We start from the raw sequence: 19,188 nt of genomic DNA, 5'->3' as shown, positions 1-19,188 counted from the left end.
TTGAGCCGCCGTCAGGGGGACGTGCGCGCCAGCTTCTTGTTCCTCGCGGTGAGATAGTCACGCGTCAGCGCCGTTGCGCCCCGACCGGGTTTGTACATCAGGCCATCGGCAGTAACGGCCCGACCGGACGTCGTGCGCACCACCAGCGGCGCGATCGCGGCCCCGCTGTCGCGGTCGACTGCCACGACCGGCTCATTGCCTCGTCCCACGACCCACCGATCCCCCCACTGCATGATCGCCATAAGGGGGACCTGAAACTCCCTCGTCTTCTGCGTCGGAACATACTCGAATCGCGTTCCGCGCTTGCCGACATCGTTTTGGGTGAGCATTCCTTCCTCGACGAGATGCCGCAGCCGGTCGGTCAGCGTATTCCGCGCAATGCCGAGTGACCGCTGAAACCCTTCAAATGTCCTGACGCCCCTTAGCACATCTCTCAGGATCAACAGAGCCCAGGCATCGCCAAGCATCGCCAGCGACTGTGCGATCGAGCAATTCAGCTGGCCGAAAGCAGGCTCGCGCATGGCAGTCATTTCCTTCATTTAGTTGCTATAACAGACTAGTTGCTTTATCGAACTAACCATACGCGTCTGATCATCAGGCTGCAAGTCAGCGAAACCGGGAGGGCATCGTGCAAAGCGTTCAGATCAATGCATTTGGAAAGCCTTGGGATGTCGTCGAAACCGTTCCCCTTCCCGACCCCGGCGCGCCGGATGTCGGCGAACTTGTAGTCGATATGGAGTTCTCACCGATCAACCCCTCCGACCTCGTGCTGATGCGCGGGCTTTACGGCGTCAAGCCGAAACCGCCAGCACCGGTCGGCGCGGAAGGCGTCGCGCGCGTGGTGAAAGTCGGCGGCGGAGTCAAAAGAATTAAGGAAGGCGACCGTGTGCTCTATCCACGTGGCACGCCAACCTGGGGAACGCGAAGCAAGGTACACGCCGACGGACTTTTCGCCCTGCCCGAACGTGCGGACCCGCAGCAGTTGTCGATGCTGATGGTCAATCCGCCGACCGCGTATCTCCTCCTGACAGAGTATGTGTCACTGAAGAAGGGCGATTGGGTTCTGCAGACCGCCGGTAATTCCGCAGTAGGCCGCGCGGTCATTGCCATCGCAAAACAGATGGGCATTCATACGGTGAGCGTGGTGCGCCGCCCTGAACTGATCGACGAGTTAAAGAAACTCGGTGCTGATGTTGTTCTGGTCGAAGGACCGGATCTGACGAAACGCGTTGCCGAAGCAACCGGGAAAGCGAAGATCATGCTGGCGCTGGATTGTGTCGGCGGTCCTGGCCTGATGGCTGTCAACGACTGTCTCGCAAACGGCGGCACACTGGTCGCCTTCGGCGTGATGAGCGGCGGACCCGGCCCTTTCTTTACTGCACCGAATGTCTTTCGCGATCTGACCCTGAAAGGGTTCTGGCTATTCAACTGGTTCAACAAAAATACGACTGAGCGCGTTGTTGACGTTCAGAAGAAGATGGCCGGCTGGATCGCAGACGGAACGATCTTTACTCCGGTCGCGGCGACTTATCCGCTCTCAGAGTCGAAAACTGCCATCTCGCATGCCGCAAAAAACGCCGGCAAAGTCTTGTTCAGGGGCGGCTGACGAAGCAGCTAGCGCGAAACCATCTCGCGGACCCGCTGCGAGAATTTCTCCACATCGAAGGGTTTTGTAATCATCTCCATGCCCGGCTTCAGGAAGCCCTTGGCCATGGCTGCGCTCTGTGCGTAGCCGGTGACAAACAAAATCCTGAGATCAGGCCTCACCTCGCGCGCATAATCCGCAAATTCGCGGCCGTTCATTCCCGGCATACCAACGTCGGTGACCAGCAGGTCGATCCGGATTTCCTGATTGAGGATTTGGAGGCCTGACGGCCCGTCGGTTGCTTCCATGATCCGGTAGCCTTCGTTCGTCAGCATCTCAGTAATGACGCCGCGAACCACCGGCTCGTCCTCGACGACCAAAACTGTCTCGCCTGATGCACGATTTTTGCCGGGCGAACCGGACGACATCGGCTCCTCTGCGGCATCACCATCATGGCGGGGCAGATAAATCCTGACCGACGTACCGGCCCCCGGCGTGCTGTCAATCATAACGTGACCATTGGACTGCCGGGCGAAGCCATAGATCATTGATAGGCCAAGGCCTGTTCCTTGCCCGATAGGCTTCGTCGTGAAGAACGGATCGAAAGCGCGTGCGACGACATCCGCGGCCATTCCCGTGCCGGTATCCGCCACGTCGATGCAAATATAGTCACCGGGAGACAGCGCGGGATTGTTGGAGAGCACACCGTCAAGACGGGCATTCGACGTCCGAATTGTCAAGCGGCCGCCGCTCGGCATCGCGTCGCGGGCATTGATCGCAAGATTGAGCAGCGCGCTTTCCAACTGATTGGGATCGCAAAGCGTGCTCCACAGTTTTTTCGACGTCTGGATCTTGAGATCGATGATTTCGCCGATCGTCCTGCGCAGAAGATCTTCAAGCGAGCCGATCAGATGATTGGCGTCGATCGATCTTGGACTGAGCGGCTGTCGCCGCGCGAACGCAAGCAACCGATGCGTCAACGCGGCTGCGCGGTTCGCCGATGTCGTCGCGGCATCGATGTAGCGCTCGATATTGTCGGTGTGTCCCTTTGCCAGCCGTATCTTCATCAGTTCGAGCGAGCCTATGATTCCGGTCAGCAGATTATTGAAGTCGTGCGCGATGCCGCCCGTGAGTTGCCCGACTGCCTCCATCTTCTGCGACTGGCGCAGCGCCTCCTCGGTGGATTTCAAGCGCTCGAATGCATCCTTCTCCGCAGTAATATCGCGGGCAACAGCATATATTTTCCTCTCGTCGGGAACGGCGGTCCAGGACAGCCAGCGATAGGAGCCATCCTTGTGGCGGAAGCGATTTTCAAACCGGATCGTCGGTCGACCCTGAGCAAGATGACCAAGCTCAGAATCTATCTTTTTCCGGTCGTCAGGGTGTTCAAGCCATTCCGACGTCTTGTGCAAGAGTTCCGCTTCGCTCCAGCCCAGCGTCGCGGTCCATGCCGGATTAATACTGCGCCACGTTCCATCGATATCGGCTACCAGTAGAAGATCCTGAGAAACATTCCAAATGCGATCCCGCTCGCGGGTCTTTTCCCGAACGCGCTCCGCAAGTGTCGCGTTCAGTGCAGCCAGTTGAGCTTCGGTGGTTTTCTGGTCGTGCACATCGGTGTTGGTGCCAATCCAGCGAACGATCTTGCCGTTTTCATCGCGGGCAGGCACAGCGCGCGCCAGAAACCAGCGAAACGCGCCATCCGCCCGCCGCAGGCGAAATTCGATCTCGTAGGCTTTTCCGGTTCTGATGGCCTGCGCCCATGCCGCGGTTGCCGCCGGAACGTCGTCCGGATGAACCATCCGCCCCCAGCCTTGATCCATCAGTTCGTCGCCGGTCGCGCCGCTATATTCATAGACGCGCGGATTGAACCAGTTGAGCTGCCCGTCAGGCCGGGCCGTCCAGACATGATGCGGCAAAGCCTCTGCCAATGTCCGAAACTCTTCCTCACTCTGACGAAGCGCCCTCTCGGCGGTGATCTGCTCGGTCACGTCGGTATGAGCGCCGACCAGACGGATGGCCTTGCCCGCCTCGTCCCGTTCGATAACCGACTTCACCGAGATCCATCGCACCTGCCCGTCGCTCGGCCGGATGATTCTGTATCTGGCGGTATAGTCTCGTACATCTCCCTTCACCGCGTCGCGAAACTGTTTCTCGGTGGCTTCGCGATCCTCAGGATGAATGCGGCGAACCCAGTCCTCGTGGGTTTCGTTGGACGCATCCGGAGGCAGGCCGTGGATAATCAGGTATTCCGGAGACCGCCGGTTGCGGAAACCGCTCCGCAGATCAACTTCCAGGCCGCCGATCTTGCCGATCTGCTGCACGCGGGCGAGTTCGCTTTCCCTCTCGCGCAACGCAACCGACGCAAGATAATCCTCGGTGACATCGCGGCAGATAACGAGGACACCGCTGATCTTGTCTCCGTCATCGATGGGACTGAACCCATAGGTCCAATAGACCGGCTCCAGCCTGCCGTGGCGCGTCACGGGTACAAGCTGGTTTTCATGCCACGTCGCGCCGCCACCGCTCATGACCTGTTGGATCTGCGGGCCGATGATGTGCCATATTTCGTCCCAGCACTCCCGGCCCCGCTGACCCAGCGCGCTCGGATGCCGCTCCGGCCCCATCGTCCGGCGATAGCCATCGTTGTAGAACTGGATTAGCTCCGGGCCCCACCAGATGAACATCGGATGGTTGGTATTAAGCAGGATGCGAATCGACGTCCGCAGGCTTTGCGGCCAGTTGTCCGGGGGGCCTAGGGGCGTAGCGGCCCAATCGTGCGCACGCATCAGCGCGCCCATTTCGCCGCCCCCGGTCAGGAAATCCGGCGCCATTGAGCGATGGGTATCGAGCATTTTCGGTCTTTTGGGCGCGGCGGTCCGGGATTCCGGCCAGCTGAAACACCTGCCTTAACGGCGGAAAACGCCGGTACGATCAAATGGTTCCAAAGGTTCTTCAATTATATGAAATATCCTCGAAAGACCGTGCGGGAGAAGACCCCTCGCATGGCTGGGGCTTCCTGTTCAGCCCCGTCCGCGTGGCTTAAGACGGAATGTAGAAAACGGAGATCCCAATGACCTTGCCTGCCGTGGATGACCGCAATGCCGATCAGATCGCTTACTGGAACGGTGCCGGGGGCCGGCATTGGACCGACAGGCAGCAGCTTCAAGATATAGTGCTGGCCCCTGTGTCTGAGGTCCTGATCGACCGCGCCAAGGTCAAGACGGGCGAGGCTGTGATCGATGTCGGCTGTGGCTGCGGATCGACATCCTTCGACCTGGCCAAGCGAGTCGGCCCAGGCGGACACGTCAGTGGCATCGATATTTCGGAGCCGATGCTGAGCCGCGCGCGTGAATTGACGCCCCTTGGCGAACCGGTGGAATTCGTGCTGGCCGATGCCACGGTCTATCCCTTTGCGCCGGCTAACACCGACCTGCTGTTTTCTCGCTTCGGCGTCATGTTCTTCGCCCAGCCCTCCGTTTCGTTCGCCAATATGCGCAAGGCCCTGCGCCCCGACGGTCGGCTTGCATTCGCCTGCTGGCGCACGCCGCGCGACAATCCGTGGATGATGCTCGGCTTGCAGGAAGCCTACAAGCACGTGCCGAAATTGCCTGAAGTAAAGCCGGAGGATCCCGGTCCGTTCGCCTTTGCCAGCGAAGAGCGGGTTCATCGCATCCTTGGTGAGGCGGGGTTCATGAACATCGCAATGGAGCGGGTCGACCTGTTGCTCGATATCGCCACCGGCCGTGGGCTTGAAGCCGCAATCGAATCCATACTCGCCATCGGTCCCACCAGCCGCGCTCTTGACGGTCAGCCGCCCGACAAGATCGCGGCAGCAACAGAGTCGATCCGGTCGATGCTGAGGTCGCACCTGAACGGGAATTCCGTTTCTCTCGGCGGCTCGATCTGGATCGTGACCGCAGTAAACGGCCGATAGCCCGGAGTACTCATCGCGGTGGTCAACGCCGCAGTGGAACATATCGATGCGCTCTGCGCTTATTCGTGTTCGATCATGAACTGCGGAGAGGATCATGGCGCGGAAATATTCCAAGGGAGCTGCAAAGAAGGTCAAGCGTGCGATGCATAAGCGCAAAAAAGGCACGCTGAAAAGCGGACGATCGGGCAAGACCGTCAAGAGCCGGAAGCAGGCCATCGCGATTGGCCTTTCAGAAGCGCGCAAGGAAGGAAAAAAAGCACCCGCGAAGAAGTCTGCGAAGAAATCCCGCAAAACCAAAAAGGCAAAGAAAGCAAGGCGAGCCACCTCATAACGATAACGCGCGAACCAAATCCGGCGAGATTGCACTTTTTGAGACTATCCCGAGCGATATTGGGGTTATCCACCCGAACCACGGCTACGCTGCTCGACAAGCTCCCATCCGGCTTTTAGTCTGCGCGCAAAATCCGGAACGGGGCCAAGAGATGTTACGGAGGATCTGTTGCGCGCTGGCGCTCGCGGCTGCGATATCTGTGCAGCCCGCAGCCGGCCTCGCACAGACGGAGGTCAGCACAGAGATTACGTTCTGGAATTCGGTGAAAGACTCGCGGAATCCCGCTGAGATCGTTGCCTATCTCGACAAGTATCCCAACGGTACGTTCGCGCCGCTCGCCAAGATAAGGCTTGAGTCATTGAAACCCAAACCTCCCGCCGAACAGTGGGCCGCCATCAGCTTTGCGGCGCGGGGGGCGTGGGGAGCCGTATGGCAGAAGGCGACCCGCGACGAGGCGGAAGCCAGGGCACTGACCCTGTGCGTCAACAACGGCGGCCGGGATTGCAAAGTATCGTCCACGACCAAATGCGGCGCGATGGCGTTCTATACGGCGCGGCAACGGCGCACCCGCTACTGGGGCGCATATACCGCAGAGGGCTCCACGCTTGGTCAGGCCATCGACGCGGCCTCCGCACGCTGCCGCAACGAGGGACGCAGCCCTTCGGACTGTAATATCCGCGCCTCGTTCTGCGCGGACGGCAGCCATCGGGGCTGATGCGGCGTTTTAAAGAGGCCTTCTAAGCTGCTGGAATTACATCCACAGCCACTGCAAGCTTCTGCTTGCGCGAGCCGACGATGACGCCATCCACCGGCGAGACGTCGGTGTAGTCACGGCCCATGGCCAGAACGACATGATCGTTTCCGATCACCAGATCGTTGGTGGGATCGAACCCGGCCCATCCGATCTCCTCGCCGCACCATACCGACACCCATGCATGTGTCGCGTCCGCACCCTGAAGCCGCGGCCGGCCAGGCGGTGGCGTGGTCCGCAGATAGCCGCTGACATAAGCTGCCGGCAATCCGAGACCGCGCAGCCCGGCGATCATAACGTGCGCGAAATCCTGACAAACCCCTCGCCGCTTGCCGAAGACATCTTGCAGGGGCGTCGAAATCTCGGTGGCCTTGGAGTCGTAAACGAAATCGCGGTTGATCCGCCGCATCAGATCAGCGGCCGAGGCAAAAATGCCGGCGTCTTCCGGAAAACTGTCCGCAGCATAGTCCGTGATCGGCGACATGATCGGGACAAGCGGGCTTGCAAACAGATAGCCCACCGGGGTTGTCGCCGCGAGACCGTTCGACGCGAACGCTGCCTCACGCACCAACGCCCAGGGCGGTGAACTCATTTCGCGGACCGGAGCTGTGCGTGTCACGTCGACCCGTGATCGCGCATCGATGCGAAGCACACGATGCGCGGTCTCGATCACGATGCTCTCGGTGTGAATTCCAAAGAAATCAGTCCTCGACGTGCGCTCCAGAGGAACCGGCTTGATTTCAACGTTGTGAGAGATCAGTTGCTGGCCGTCGCCGCTTCTCGGCTCAAGCCTGAGCGAGCAACGCGCGAAGCTGACCGGGCTTTCGTAGGAATAGGTCGTCACATGACGGATGTCGTAGATCACGCGAACCCCGTCAACTTCTCCGGGCGTGCCGCGCTGCTGCCGTGCGGGAAATAGTGCGAACCAATAGCGTCCGCCAAATTGAGCAGATCCTGCTCGAGCGCGAACAGCGACTTGGTATCGTATTCTTCCGCTTCGCCTGCCGTCATCGCCGCCTGCAGCGTCACAGCCAGACGATGCGGCGGATCGATCAGGCCGCCTTCGCGCATGCTCGGCAGGCTCGCGATGTGTTCGTTGAGGGCCGCGATCTGAAACGCAACCGAGCGCGGGTTATAGGAATCCAAAACGACGAGATCGCGCACCGGTGCCAACAGCGGCCCTACGAGATAACGCGATCGATAGGTGATCTGGCAATCCACCAGCGTCAACAGCAGGTCGAGATCCTCGCCGGTCGCGGCATCATAGGCGAACTGGCGCGCAAAGCGCGTAGTGTTGATCGCGCGTTCCACACGGCGACCCATTTCGAGAAAGCGCCAGCCGGCGGCGCGATTCATGTTCTCTTGCGCAAGGCCTGCGAATGTCGCCAGCGATTGCAAGGCCCATTCGGCAGCTTCGAGCAAGGCTTCGTCGTCCTCGGCCTTCTCCGACAACCGCTCGACCATACCGGTGATCACATGCCAAGCATCGGGCGAAAGCCGCTCGCGCAATGTCGTCGCGGTACGTTGCGCGGAGCGGACCAGTGACAGCGCCGAGCCGAACTTGTCCTTGGCCTGCAGCGCCTGCGCTGCGGTTGTCGCTAGTTTGGCGCGGGCCGACGGCGTTGTTGCGCCCCAGGCCACCAGCAGGCGCTGAATGCGCTCCACCACCGGCTGGATTGGCGACGGGCCCTTGCCGGGTTCTCGTAAAACACCGCCCAGTGCGCGCACCAGCCGCAGCGTGGCTTCGGCGCGCTCCAGGTAGCGGCCCAACCAGAACAAATTGTCCGCCGCACGGCTTGGCACCCATCCCGCGATGCGCTTGATGCGAACGGAGTCGCTCGGCGGCAGCAGCGTTGAGGTGGCGACCTGCTTTTCCGACACGACCCAGACGTCGGCCGCCCGCGCGCCCTCGCCCATCGAGACGGCACGGGCGTCAGGCTGATCCGCGATACGGCAGAAGCCTCCCGGCAGGATTGTCCAGCCGTTCTTCGTGGCGGCCGCAAACACCCGCAGCACGAACGGACGCGGCGAGATATGCCCGTTGTCCCATACCGGCGTGGTAGAGAGACGCACCATCTCCTGCCCGACATAGTCGATGCCGCGCTTGCCGATGGCATCGACCAATTGCGCCCGATCCTTCTTGGACAAAGATGCGGCGACAATCGGACCACGGCCGGGAAAGCCGGGCACGGACTGGCCGTAAGCTCCTTCGATCGCCATTTCATCCAGACGCGACAGCACCTCTTCACGCGCCGACTTCTGTCCGCACCACCACGTCGCGATATGAGGCATCTTCAGGCCTTCGCCGAAGAACCGCTGGCTCAGGCTCGGCAGGAACCCGAGCAGCGTCCGCGCCTCCATCACACCGGAGCCCGGCATGTTGGCCACCGCAACGCCGCCTTTCCGGATGACGTCGATCAGGCCGGGCACGCCGAGCATCGAACGGGCGTCGAGTTCGAGCGGATCGAGGAAATTCGAGTCGACCCGCCGCAACAACACGTCGATCCGCTTCAGCCCAGCCACGGTGCGCACGTGGAGCCGGTCCTCACTCACGGTAAGATCGTCGCCTTCCACCAGCAGGAAGCCGAGATAGCGCGCCAGCGTCGCGTGTTCGAAGTAGGTCTCGTTGGACGTTCCCGGTGTCAGCAGCGCGATGCGCGGCTCGTCGCGATCGGCGATGGCCCGCAGGCTGTCGCGGAAGGCTTCGAAGAACGGCGCAACCCGCTCGACATTCATCGACGTGTAGAGATTCGTCAGAGCGCGCGACAGCACCAGCCGGTTTTCGAGTGCATAGCCCGCGCCGGACGGCGCCTGCGTTCGATCGTTGAGCACCCACCAGCGTCCATCCGGTCCTCGTCCGAGGTCGGCGGCGTAAAGATTGAGATATTGGCCGCCGGGCGGCTTCACGCCGCAAACCGAGCGAAGATATTCACCGCTGCCAGCGATGGCTGCCGCAGGCAATGCACCCTCTGCGACCAGCCGGCCTTCGCCATACAAGTCGCGTAGGATAAGCTCGAACAATTCAGCCCGCTGCGCGACGCCTTCCGAAATCTGCTTCCATTCGACTTCGTCGATCAGCAGCGGCAGATGGCTGAGCGGCCACATCCGGTCCGCCGCATCGCCGGGCGCCCGATAGGTAACCCCGGCCTCGCGCATATGCTGGTCGGCAGACGCGAAACGGCGTTCGATCTCGCCCGGAGCAAGCTCGGAGAAAGCATCGAAAAACCGCGTCCAGACCTCGCGGGGCTCGCCCTTGGCATCGAGAAATTCGTCCGGAATTCCGGCCAGCGGCGTGTAACCGCGCGTGCAATCCAGAAGATCGCGCTGGTCCCGCCGCACCGCCGTTTCTCCGCCGTCCGTATTCGCCATTCCGACTCGCCTTCTGCCCTTCGCGACAACTTCGCTGATTATCGCGGTCGCCTCAATGCGGGAGTGGGGTCCGAAGGTCCAGAGTCAGGGGGAATTCGAGGGTTCGTTCCTCCGGGGGCACCTCGATCTGGCCCGGTGTATGGCCATGATCCTGAAAGCGGGCCAGCCGCCGCGCCTCGGCTTCGTAGCTGTTGACCGGTTTTGTCTCGTAACTGCGGCCTCCGGGATGGGCGACATGGTAGACGCAACCACCCTGCGAACGGCCGCTCCACGTATCGAGAATGTCGAAGGTCAGCGGCGCGTGGACCGGAATGGTCGGGTGCAGCCCCGAAGACGGCTGCCATGCCTTGAAGCGAACACCCGCCACCGCCTCCCCGGAACGGTCGGTGTTGGTCATCGGCAGGCGGCGGCCATTGCAGGTGATAACGTGCCGTCCCTCCACATAGCCATTGACCTTGACCTGCAAGCGCTCGACGGACGAATCGACATACCGCACCGTGCCGCCGCCGGAGTTCTCCTCGCCGAGAACGTGCCAAGGTTCCAGCGCCTGCCGCAGTTCGAGCGTCACGCCGCCATGCTGCACGACGCCGAACAAGGGAAAACGAAACTCAAGCTGCGCCTCGAACCATTCCGGTTCGAAGTCGTATCCGGCCTGTTTCAGGTCTGACAGTACATCCTTGAAATCTTCCCAGAGGAAATACGGCAGCATGAAGCGATCGTGCAATGTCGTGCCCCAGCGCATGAAGCGGCCATCCTGTGGCTCGCGCCAGAACTTCGCGATCAGTGCGCGAATGATGAGTTGCTGCGCCAAGCTCATGCGCGCATCAGGCGGCATCTCCAGCGCGCGGAATTCGACCAGACCAAGACGGCCGGTCGGACTATCCGGCGAATAAAGCTTGTCGATACAAATCTCCGCGCGGTGGGTGTTACCGGTGATGTCCACCAAAAGATGCCGGAATGTGCGGTCGACCAGCCAGAGCGGGACCTTCTCGCCTTTCGGCGGAATCTGGGCGATGGCAATTTCAAGTTCGTAGAGCGCGTCATGCCGCGCCTCATCGATGCGTGGCGCCTGACTGGTCGGGCCGATGAACATGCCCGAGAACAAATACGACAGCGACGGATGGCGCTGCCAATACAGCACCACGCTCTTGAGCAGATCGGGCCGCCGCAGGAACGGCGAGTCCGCAGGCGTGCTGCCGCCGACCACGACATGATTGCCGCCACCGGTGCCGGTGTGGCGACCGTCGATCAGAAAACGATTTGCGCCGAGGCGGACGTGCGTAGCCTCCTGATAAAGGCTGATGGTGGTATCGACGATCTCGCGCCAATTCTTCGCCGGATGGATGTTGATCTCGATCACGCCAGGATCCGGCGTCACCTTGATGACTTCGATCCGCGGATCGTAAGGCGGCGCATAGCCTTCGACATGAACCTGAATTTTCATATCCTCGGCAGTCGCCTCCACCACCGCGATCAGTTCGAGATAGTCTTCGAGCTTCTCGACTGGCGGCATGAATGCACAAAGAATGCCGTCGCGAATTTCGATCGACAGCGCCGTGCGGACCCCGCCCTTGCCGCCGGCGTGTTGCTCCTGAATGAACTGGCGCGGCGCGCCATCCATCTGTGCACCATCGTCGAATACCGCAGCCTGAGTCATCGGCTCGGCCGGCGGAACACCGGCCTCGAACGTCGGTAAGTCCTCGCGCGGGGCCATCGGGTCCTGCTCGACAATATAGGGATAGTCCTCCGGCGGAATCCATTGCAGCGAACTCATCGGCAGCCGCAGTCCAAGCGGAGAATCGCCCGGCATCAGGAACAGATTACCGCGCCGCAGATTCCATTTCTCGCTGCGCCAGCGGCTCGCGGCTTTCGCGTTCCAGCGCTGCACCGGCAACACGAACCCGCGCGGCACGTTCAGCCCCTGCTGGAATATCTGCGCCATGCGCGAGCGCTCTTCCGGATCGGCTAATTTGGAGTCGCTCGGATCGACATTGCCGGGAAGGCTGTTTTCCTTCAGCAACCAGTGCGCCTGATCCTCATAGGCAGGCAGCACATTCCCCGCATCGACGCCAAGCTTCTCCGCGACATTTGCCGCGAATTTCTCCGCCTGCTCGATCTTCGCCGAACGCGGTCCCTCCATCGGCGCGATCAGATCGGGATTGCGCCAGATCGGCACGCCATCCTTGCGCCAATAGAGGCCGAATGCCCAGCGCGGCAGGCTTTCGCCCGGATACCATTTGCCCTGCCCGTAATGCAGCAAGCCGCCCGGCGCAAACCGCGTGCGCAGACGGCGGATCAGATCGTCGGCGATGCCCCGCTTGGTAGGACCGACAGCCGATGTATTCCACTCGGCGCCTTCCATATCGTCCAGCGACACGAACGTCGGCTCGCCGCCCATCGTGAGGCGCACGTCATCGGACGCAAGGTCGGCATCGACCTTCTCGCCCAACGCGTCGAGACGCTTCCATGAGTCATCCGAGAACGGCTTGGTAATGCGCGGCGCTTCGTTGACGCGCGTGACCTTCATCTCGAAGCCGAATTCGACATTGGCCGAACTGACGTTGCCGCTGATCGGGGCAGCGGTCCGATAGTGTGGGGAAGCGGCTACGGGAATATGGCCCTCACCGGTCAGCATGCCGGACGTCACGTCGAAGCCGATCCATCCCGCGCCGGGCAGATAGACTTCTGCCCATGCGTGCAGATCGGTGAAGTCGGCCTCGACCTCGCGAGGGCCTTGCAGCGGATCGATGTCCGGGCGCAACTGAATGAGATAACCGGAGACGAAACGCGTTGCCAATCCAAGATGGCGCAAGGCCTGAATCAGAAGCCACGCAGAATCGCGGCAGGACCCCGCACCGCTTTGCAGCGTTTCCTCAGGCGTCTGGATGCCCGGCTCCATGCGGATGACGTAGCTGATCTTCTCGCGCAGTTTCGCGTTGAGATCGACAAGGAAGTTCACCGTGTTGGTCGGTTCGCGTGGAATGCCCGCGAGATACTGCGCAAGCAATGGCTTGACTGGCTCCGTCTTCAGATAAGGCGCGAGTTCGTCGGCGAGATCGGACGGATACTGAAACGGAAAAGTTTCCGCATAAGGCTCGACAAAGAAGTCGAACGGATTGACCACCGCCATGTCGGCGATGAAGTCGACCTCGATCTTGAATTCATTTGTCGTCTCGGGAAACACAAAGCGTGCAAGCCAGTTGCCCTGCGGGTCCTGCTGCCAGTTGACGAAATGCTTCTCGGGCAGAACCTTCAACGAATAGCTGGAAACGCGGGTACGCGTATGAGGCGCCGGCCGCAGCCGGATGACCTGCGGCCCCAGGCTAACGGGCTGGTCATATCTATAGTGGGTGACGTGATGCAGGGCGACGGCGATGGACACGGCGCAACAACCTCGATGGCTTGTTTTTTGAGCAGAACACCTGACCAAGCCTCTATCAAGCGCTAACAACCGGCACGGACTGCCTAACGCACTGGCAAATCAAGGTTTCGTGCCGAAATACCGAGCGACTTGATCCGCGATGCCAGCGTGGTCGGCTTGACCGCAAGCAGGTTCGCTGCGCCGTCCTTGCCGAAGACCTTGCCGCCGGACGCTTTCAGAGCGGCCAGAATGTTGTTCCGTTCGTGCTCCCGCATCTCATCGTCGGTCAGGATGACTGCGGGCGCACCGTTTTTGGGTCGGCGCGATGCAGTGGGGAGCTCGGCTCCGCCCTGCGGGATCGGCAGGTCGATCCGCAGACGGCCGTTCTGGGCGAGAATGGCGGCGCGCTCGATCACGTTCTGCAATTCGCGCACATTGCCGGGCCAGTCGTATTGCATCAGGCGGCGGACGTCTCCTTCCGACAGCCGGAGGTCCGACTTGAAGGATTTGCTCTCGCTGGTGAGGAAGTGCTGCGCCAAGAGCGGAATATCCTCGCGGCGGTCGCGCAGCGGCACGGTCTCGACTGGAAACACATTGAGCCGGAAATAGAGATCTTCGCGGAAGCGCCCCTGCCTCACCTCCTGTTTCAACTCGCGATTGGTCGCAGCAATGACACGGACGTTGACGGCGCGCGTGCGCTCCTCACCCACGCGTTCGAAATGCCCCTCCTGCAACACACGCAGCAGTTTGCCTTGAAGCTCCAGCGGGATTTCGCCGACCTCGTCCAGAAACAGCGTGCCGCCGTCGGCCAGTTCAAACCGGCCGATGCGATCGCGCAGCGCGCCGGTGAATGCGCCCTTCACATGACCGAAGAACTCGCTCTCGAACAGTTCGCGCGGGATCGCCGCGCAGTTGACGCGGATCAGCGGACGATCACTGCGCTGGCTCGCTTCGTGAATGGCGCGTGCGATTAGTTCCTTGCCGGTGCCCGATTCGCCGGTAATCATCACGGTGGCGTCGGTAGGAGCGACGAGACTGACCTGCCGCAGCGTCTTCTGTACCGCCGCGGTGCGGCCGATGATGCCGCGCGGATTGGTCTCGGTGCGGATTTCCTCCTGCAAATAAGCGTTTTCCTGCTCCAGCCGCTCGCGCAACTGGTCAACTTCGGACAGTGCCGCACGCAACTTCTCGTCCGCCTCGCGCCGCTGGCTGACATCGCGGAATACGATGACCGCGCCAACCACAACACCGCGATCGCGGATAGGCGTAGAGGTATATTCAACCCAGACCGGCGTGCCGTCCTTGCGCCAGAACACTTCGTCATTCACTTGATGCACCGCGCCGTCGCGGAACGCCGCGTAGATCGGGCAATCCTCGTGCGGATAGTGCCGCCCGTCGTGATGGGTGTGATGCACAGTCGAGTGAATATCGGTGCCGACCAGTTCCTCCGCCGACCAGCCGAGGATGCGCTCCGCCACCGGATTGACGAATGTAGTTTTTCCCTCCGCATTGACGCCGTAGATTCCCTCGCCCGCCGCACGCAGAATCAACTGGTTCTCGCGTTCGATGTCGCGGAACACGCGCTCGACCCGCTGCCAAGCAGCGATTCCGCCGCGCATGTGATCCTCCGCCGTCGCATCGACCAGCCGCCGCCGGCGCTGGTCGAGATCGTTCATCGCCAGCAGCACCAGCGGCGTACCATCACGCGGGATCAGCGAGCCGGTGTATTCCAGACGGAGTTCATTGCCTGCGGCATGGCGGGGCGTCAGGGAGGCCGTCCAGAACGAGCCCTTGTCGAATACAGCCTGGGTGAAAACGATCAGCGCCGGCACCTGCCCGGCGTGCAGCGCGCTGATCTTCATCTGCCGCAGCAGCGCGCGGTCATAACCAAGTAACTTGCAAGCTGCAGCGTTGGTATCGACGATGCGATCCATGTGCGGGTCCACGAGCATCATCGGATCCGCCGCAAAATCGAAGGCCGCGCCCCACATGCCAGGATCGCTCGGGGGCGCAGTGGATAAGGCAGCGTCCATCATCCCTCACTACGAAATATCGTAATTAACTTACGATTTTTCGTATACCACGAATTTTCGTAACCGGCAATGTTACCGCTGTGGCGCAAAGACATCAGGAAATCCAGCAAAATTCGACGTGGCACAGCCTTTGCGTAGTGAGCACAAACATCACGCTGGAGGCTTCCATGTCCACCTTCGACAATCCGTTCGATCCCAACCGCCGGCTTTCCTCTTTCGGCTGCACGTGCGGCCAACATGCCAGTGGAGCGGAACACGAGGCCGCGCTTCAGGTGCAGCCCGCGTGCTCACAGAGCGACGAACAGCGCTACGAAGGCGTAGTCGCCTCAGCTGTCATGCGCGCAATGTTTCCGCAGGATGCCGCGCGCCGCGCCTTCCTGAAATCGGTCGGTGCGGCCACCGCCGTCGCGGCAGTCTCGCAATTCTTCCCGCTGAAGACCGCGACCGAAGTTTTCGCCCAAGGCGCGCCGCTGGAAAAGAAGGATCTCAAGGTCGGCTTCATTCCTATCACCTGCGCCACACCGATCATCATGGCCGCGCCGATGGGCTTCTACGCCAAGAACGGCCTGAACGTCGAAGTCATCAAGACCGCCGGCTGGGCGGTGATCCGCGACAAGACCGTCAACAAGGAGTACGACGCTGCGCATATGCTGTCTCCGATGCCGCTGGCGCTGACCCTTGGCGCGGGATCGAACCCGGTTCCCTACACAATGCCGGCGGTCGAGAATATCAACGGCCAGGCCATCACATTGTCCCTCAAGCACAAGGACAAACGTGATCCTAAGGACTGGAAGGGATTCAAGTTCGCGGTGCCATTCGACTACTCGATGCACAACTATCTCTTGCGCTACTATCTTGCCGAGCACGGTCTCGATCCGGATACCGATGTGCAGATCCGCGCCGTGCCGCCGCCGGAAATGGTCGCCAACCTGCGCGCCGACAATATCGACGGCTTCCTCGGCCCCGATCCGATGAACCAGCGTGCGGTCTACGACAACGTCGGCTTCATCCACATCCTGACGAAGGATATCTGGGAAGGCCATCCGTGCTGCGCCTTCGCAGCCTCGAAGGAGTTCGTCACCACGATGCCGAACACCTACGCCGCGTTGTTGAAGTCGATCATTGACGCCACCGCTTTCGCCCACAAGGCCGAGAACCGCAAACAGATCGCCGAAGCCATCGCGCCGGCGAACTACCTCAACCAGCCTCAGATCGTGCTTGAGCAAATTCTCACCGGCACCTTCGCGGACGGTCTCGGCAACATCGTCCAGCAGCCGAACCGTGTCGATTTCGATCCGTTCCCTTGGCAATCGTTCGCGATCTGGATCATGACGCAGATGAAGCGCTGGGGTCAGATCAAGGGAGACGTGGATTACAAAGGCGTCGCCGAGCAGGTCTATCTCTCCACCGACACCGCCAGGCTGATGAAGGATGTCGGCATGTCGCCGCCGGCCACCACGACAAAGAGCTTCGCCGTGATGGGCAAGACCTTCGATCCGGCCAAGCCAGAAGAGTATCTCGGCAGCTTCAAGATCAAGAAGGCGAACTGACGCATGTCCTCGTTAAGGCTCCGCGCCGCGGTGGTGTCGGTCGCAATATTCCTGGCCTTCATCGGCGCGTGGCATCTCGCCACGCGCAGCACATCCGCTGTTGCAACGATGAGTCCGGAATACGCCAAGCTGATGGGTCTCAATGCCACGCAGGGCAAATCGGCGATGCCGGGGCCGCTCGATGTCGGAGCAAAGCTCTGGGAACATATCAGGCGTCCGTTCTATGACAACGGACCGAATGACAAGGGTCTCGGCATCCAGCTCGGCTATTCCATTGCGCGGGTGATGCTCGGCTATCTGCTTGCTGTACTGGTCGCCATCCCGCTCGGATTTCTGATCGGCATGTCGCCGCTACTCAGCAAGGCGCTCGATCCCTTTATCCAGATCCTGAAGCCGATCTCCCCGCTCGCATGGATGCCGCTGGCGCTTTACACCATCAAGGATTCCAGCCTGTCGGCGATCTTTGTCATCTTCATCTGTTCGGTGTGGCCGATGCTGGTCAACACTGCGTTTGGCGTCTCAGCCGTGCGCAAGGAATGGATCAACGTCGCCCGCACGCTTGAAGTCGGCAATATCCGCCGTGCCTTTACCGTGATCCTGCCCGCAGCCGCGCCGACGATCCTGACCGGTATGCGCATCTCCATCGGCATCGCCTGGCTCGTCATCGTCGCCGCCGAAATGCTCGTGGGCGGCACCGGCATCGGCTATTTCGTCTGGAACGAATGGAACAACCTGTCGATCACGAATGTGATCATTGCCATCTTCGTCATCGGTCTTGTCGGTATGATCCTTGACCAGATACTCGCGCGATTCACGCGCATGGTCACGTTCCCGGAGTGAGATGATGGTCGAGAAATTCATCTCCATCGAAGGCATCGCCAAGCGTTATCCCGCACCGAATGGCGTAGCGACCAGCATTTTCGAAGACCTATGGTTGTCGATGCCGCGCGGCGAATTCGGCTGCGTGATCGGTCATTCCGGGTGCGGCAAGACCACAGTGCTGAACATCCTTGCCGGGCTCGATGAACCGTCTGAGGGCACCGTCATCGTCGATGGCCAAGCCATCGAAGGCACCAGCCTCGACCGCGCCGTGATCTTTCAAAGCCACGCGCTGCTGCCGTGGCGCACGGTGATGGGCAACGTCGCTTACGCAGTGACGTCAAAATGGCGCAAATGGGACAAGGTGCGGGTCCGTGCCCACGCGCAAAAGTTCATCGACATCGTCGGCCTCACCGGCTCCGAGCACAAGCGTCCGTCCGAACTGTCCGGCGGTATGAAGCAGCGCGTCGGCATTGCCCGCGCGCTTTCCATCATGCCGAAGATCATGCTGATGGACGAGCCATTTTCCGCACTCGATGCGCTGACGCGTGGCACGCTGCAGGATGAAGTCCGCCGCATCTGCCTGGAGACCGGCCAGACCGCCTTCATGATCACCCATGACGTCGACGAGGCGATCTATCTCGCTGACAAGATCTTCCTGATGACCAACGGTCCCGGCGCGGTGCTCGCTGAAGTTTTGGAAAATCCCCTGCCGAAGAATCGCGGTCGCATCGATCTGCACCGGCATCCGCACTACTATGCACTGCGCAACCACATCATCGATTTCCTGGTCACGCGCAGCAAGACGTTCGCCCAGACGGCAAATAATCACGATCCCCGCAACGTGCCGGTGGTGCGTCCGGGCTTCGCAGAACCGGCGATCGTCGCCACAAACACCCCCATGGACAAGCCGCAAGCCGGTCAAGCCAGCGCACGATAAATTGTTAAAACTGGAGAATGAGAATGAAGCGATCCGACCTCACCGAAAAGCTGCTCGACATCAAGCGTGAGAAGGGCTGGACGTGGAAACACATCTGCGAACAGATCGGCGGGCACTCCGAGGTCCTGGTGGTCGGCGCGATCCTCGGCCAGATGAAACTCACCAAGCCGCAGGCGGAGAACGCCGCCAAACTGTTCGGTCTATCCAAGGTCGAACAGGCGATGATCAACGAAGTTCCGATGCGGGGCGAAGGCGTGCAGATGCCGCCGACCGACCCGTTGATCTATCGCTTGTATGAGTTGGTAATGGTTAACGGTCCGGCGTGGAAGGCGCTGATCGAGGAGGAATTCGGCGACGGCATCATGTCCGCAATCGATTTCGACATGGACATGGAACGCCTGGCCAATCCGAAAGGCGACCGCGTCAAGATCACAATGTCGGGCAAATTCCTGCCGTACAAATACTACGGCGCGACCGGCAACCACCAGGAATACGGCTTCAAGGAAGGCTAG

At 60.9% G+C, this 19,188-nt stretch carries 14 protein-coding genes; 8 read left to right on the top strand and 6 right to left on the bottom strand.

From position 1 onward, the window contains the following. Positions 1-11: 11 nt before the first annotated feature. On the bottom strand, positions 12-521 hold the full coding sequence (locus tag LVY71_RS10395; protein WP_235099711.1) for a winged helix-turn-helix transcriptional regulator: 510 nt from the start codon (positions 519-521) through the stop codon (positions 12-14). A 107-nt stretch (positions 522-628) separates the two neighbouring features. Here LVY71_RS10395 and LVY71_RS22950 point away from each other — a divergent pair, with 107 nt between their 5' ends. Further along, a complete protein-coding gene (locus LVY71_RS22950; protein WP_235099710.1) occupies positions 629-1,606 on the top strand; it encodes a zinc-dependent alcohol dehydrogenase family protein in 978 nt (325 codons plus the stop codon). 8 nt (positions 1,607-1,614) lie between these two features. On the opposite strand, the gene LVY71_RS10385 is transcribed toward LVY71_RS22950, so the two are convergent. Next, positions 1,615-4,440: a hybrid sensor histidine kinase/response regulator gene (locus LVY71_RS10385; protein WP_235099709.1), complete on the bottom strand. Its 2,826-nt coding sequence runs from the start codon at positions 4,438-4,440 to the stop codon at positions 1,615-1,617. A gap of 218 nt (positions 4,441-4,658) precedes the next feature. On the opposite strand from LVY71_RS10385, the gene LVY71_RS10380 reads away from it, so the two are divergent. The 3 genes from LVY71_RS10380 (at position 4,659) to LVY71_RS10370 (ending at position 6,568) form a co-directional block, all read left to right on the top strand. Next, a complete protein-coding gene (locus LVY71_RS10380) occupies positions 4,659-5,522 on the top strand; it encodes a class I SAM-dependent methyltransferase (RefSeq protein ID WP_235099708.1) in 864 nt (287 codons plus the stop codon). A 94-nt stretch (positions 5,523-5,616) separates the two neighbouring features. Then, positions 5,617-5,853, top strand: a complete 237-nt coding sequence (locus tag LVY71_RS10375) for a DUF6496 domain-containing protein (RefSeq protein WP_235099707.1) — start codon at positions 5,617-5,619, stop codon at positions 5,851-5,853. Positions 5,854-6,004: 151 nt separating this feature from the next. Beyond that, positions 6,005-6,568, top strand: coding sequence for a DUF4189 domain-containing protein (locus LVY71_RS10370; protein WP_235099706.1), 564 nt, complete (start codon positions 6,005-6,007; stop codon positions 6,566-6,568). A 22-nt stretch (positions 6,569-6,590) separates the two neighbouring features. Here the strand turns inward: LVY71_RS10370 and LVY71_RS10365 are convergent, their stop codons facing one another. The 4 genes from LVY71_RS10365 to LVY71_RS10350 form a co-directional block, all read right to left on the bottom strand. After that, positions 6,591-7,469 carry a transglutaminase family protein gene (locus LVY71_RS10365; protein ID WP_235099705.1) on the bottom strand — a complete coding sequence of 293 codons (879 nt, stop codon included), beginning with the start codon at positions 7,467-7,469 and terminating at the stop codon, positions 6,591-6,593. Continuing rightward, complete coding sequence (locus tag LVY71_RS10360; protein ID WP_235099704.1) at positions 7,466-9,973, bottom strand: circularly permuted type 2 ATP-grasp protein; 2,508 nt, start codon at positions 9,971-9,973, stop codon at positions 7,466-7,468. The genes LVY71_RS10365 and LVY71_RS10360 overlap by 4 nt, the downstream gene beginning before the upstream one ends. Before the next feature lie 52 nt (positions 9,974-10,025). Beyond that, entirely contained in the window at positions 10,026-13,355 is a 3,330-nt protein-coding gene (locus tag LVY71_RS10355; protein ID WP_235099703.1) for a transglutaminase family protein, read from the bottom strand. An 83-nt stretch (positions 13,356-13,438) separates the two neighbouring features. Beyond that, a complete protein-coding gene (locus tag LVY71_RS10350) occupies positions 13,439-15,367 on the bottom strand; it encodes a sigma 54-interacting transcriptional regulator (protein ID WP_235099702.1) in 1,929 nt (642 codons plus the stop codon). 167 nt (positions 15,368-15,534) lie between these two features. On the opposite strand from LVY71_RS10350, the gene LVY71_RS10345 reads away from it, so the two are divergent. Genes LVY71_RS10345 through cynS form a run of 4 tightly spaced genes read left to right on the top strand, consistent with a single transcriptional unit; the run spans position 15,535 to position 19,188 of the window. Beyond that, complete coding sequence (locus LVY71_RS10345) at positions 15,535-16,917, top strand: CmpA/NrtA family ABC transporter substrate-binding protein (protein ID WP_235099701.1); 1,383 nt, start codon at positions 15,535-15,537, stop codon at positions 16,915-16,917. A 3-nt stretch (positions 16,918-16,920) separates the two neighbouring features. Beyond that, a complete protein-coding gene (gene ntrB / locus LVY71_RS10340) occupies positions 16,921-17,757 on the top strand; it encodes a nitrate ABC transporter permease (protein ID WP_235099700.1) in 837 nt (278 codons plus the stop codon). 4 nt (positions 17,758-17,761) lie between these two features. Further along, entirely contained in the window at positions 17,762-18,676 is a 915-nt protein-coding gene (locus LVY71_RS10335; protein WP_235099699.1) for an ABC transporter ATP-binding protein, read from the top strand. 23 nt (positions 18,677-18,699) lie between these two features. Then, positions 18,700-19,188 carry a cyanase gene (gene cynS / locus LVY71_RS10330; protein ID WP_235099698.1) on the top strand — a complete coding sequence of 163 codons (489 nt, stop codon included), beginning with the start codon at positions 18,700-18,702 and terminating at the stop codon, positions 19,186-19,188.

It is taken from the genome of Bradyrhizobium sp. G127 (genome assembly GCF_021502575.1).
GTDB lineage: Bacteria > Pseudomonadota > Alphaproteobacteria > Rhizobiales > Xanthobacteraceae > Afipia.
The sequence above is the reverse complement of the archived record's forward strand: the minus strand, read 5'-3'. Positions and strand labels throughout refer to the sequence as shown.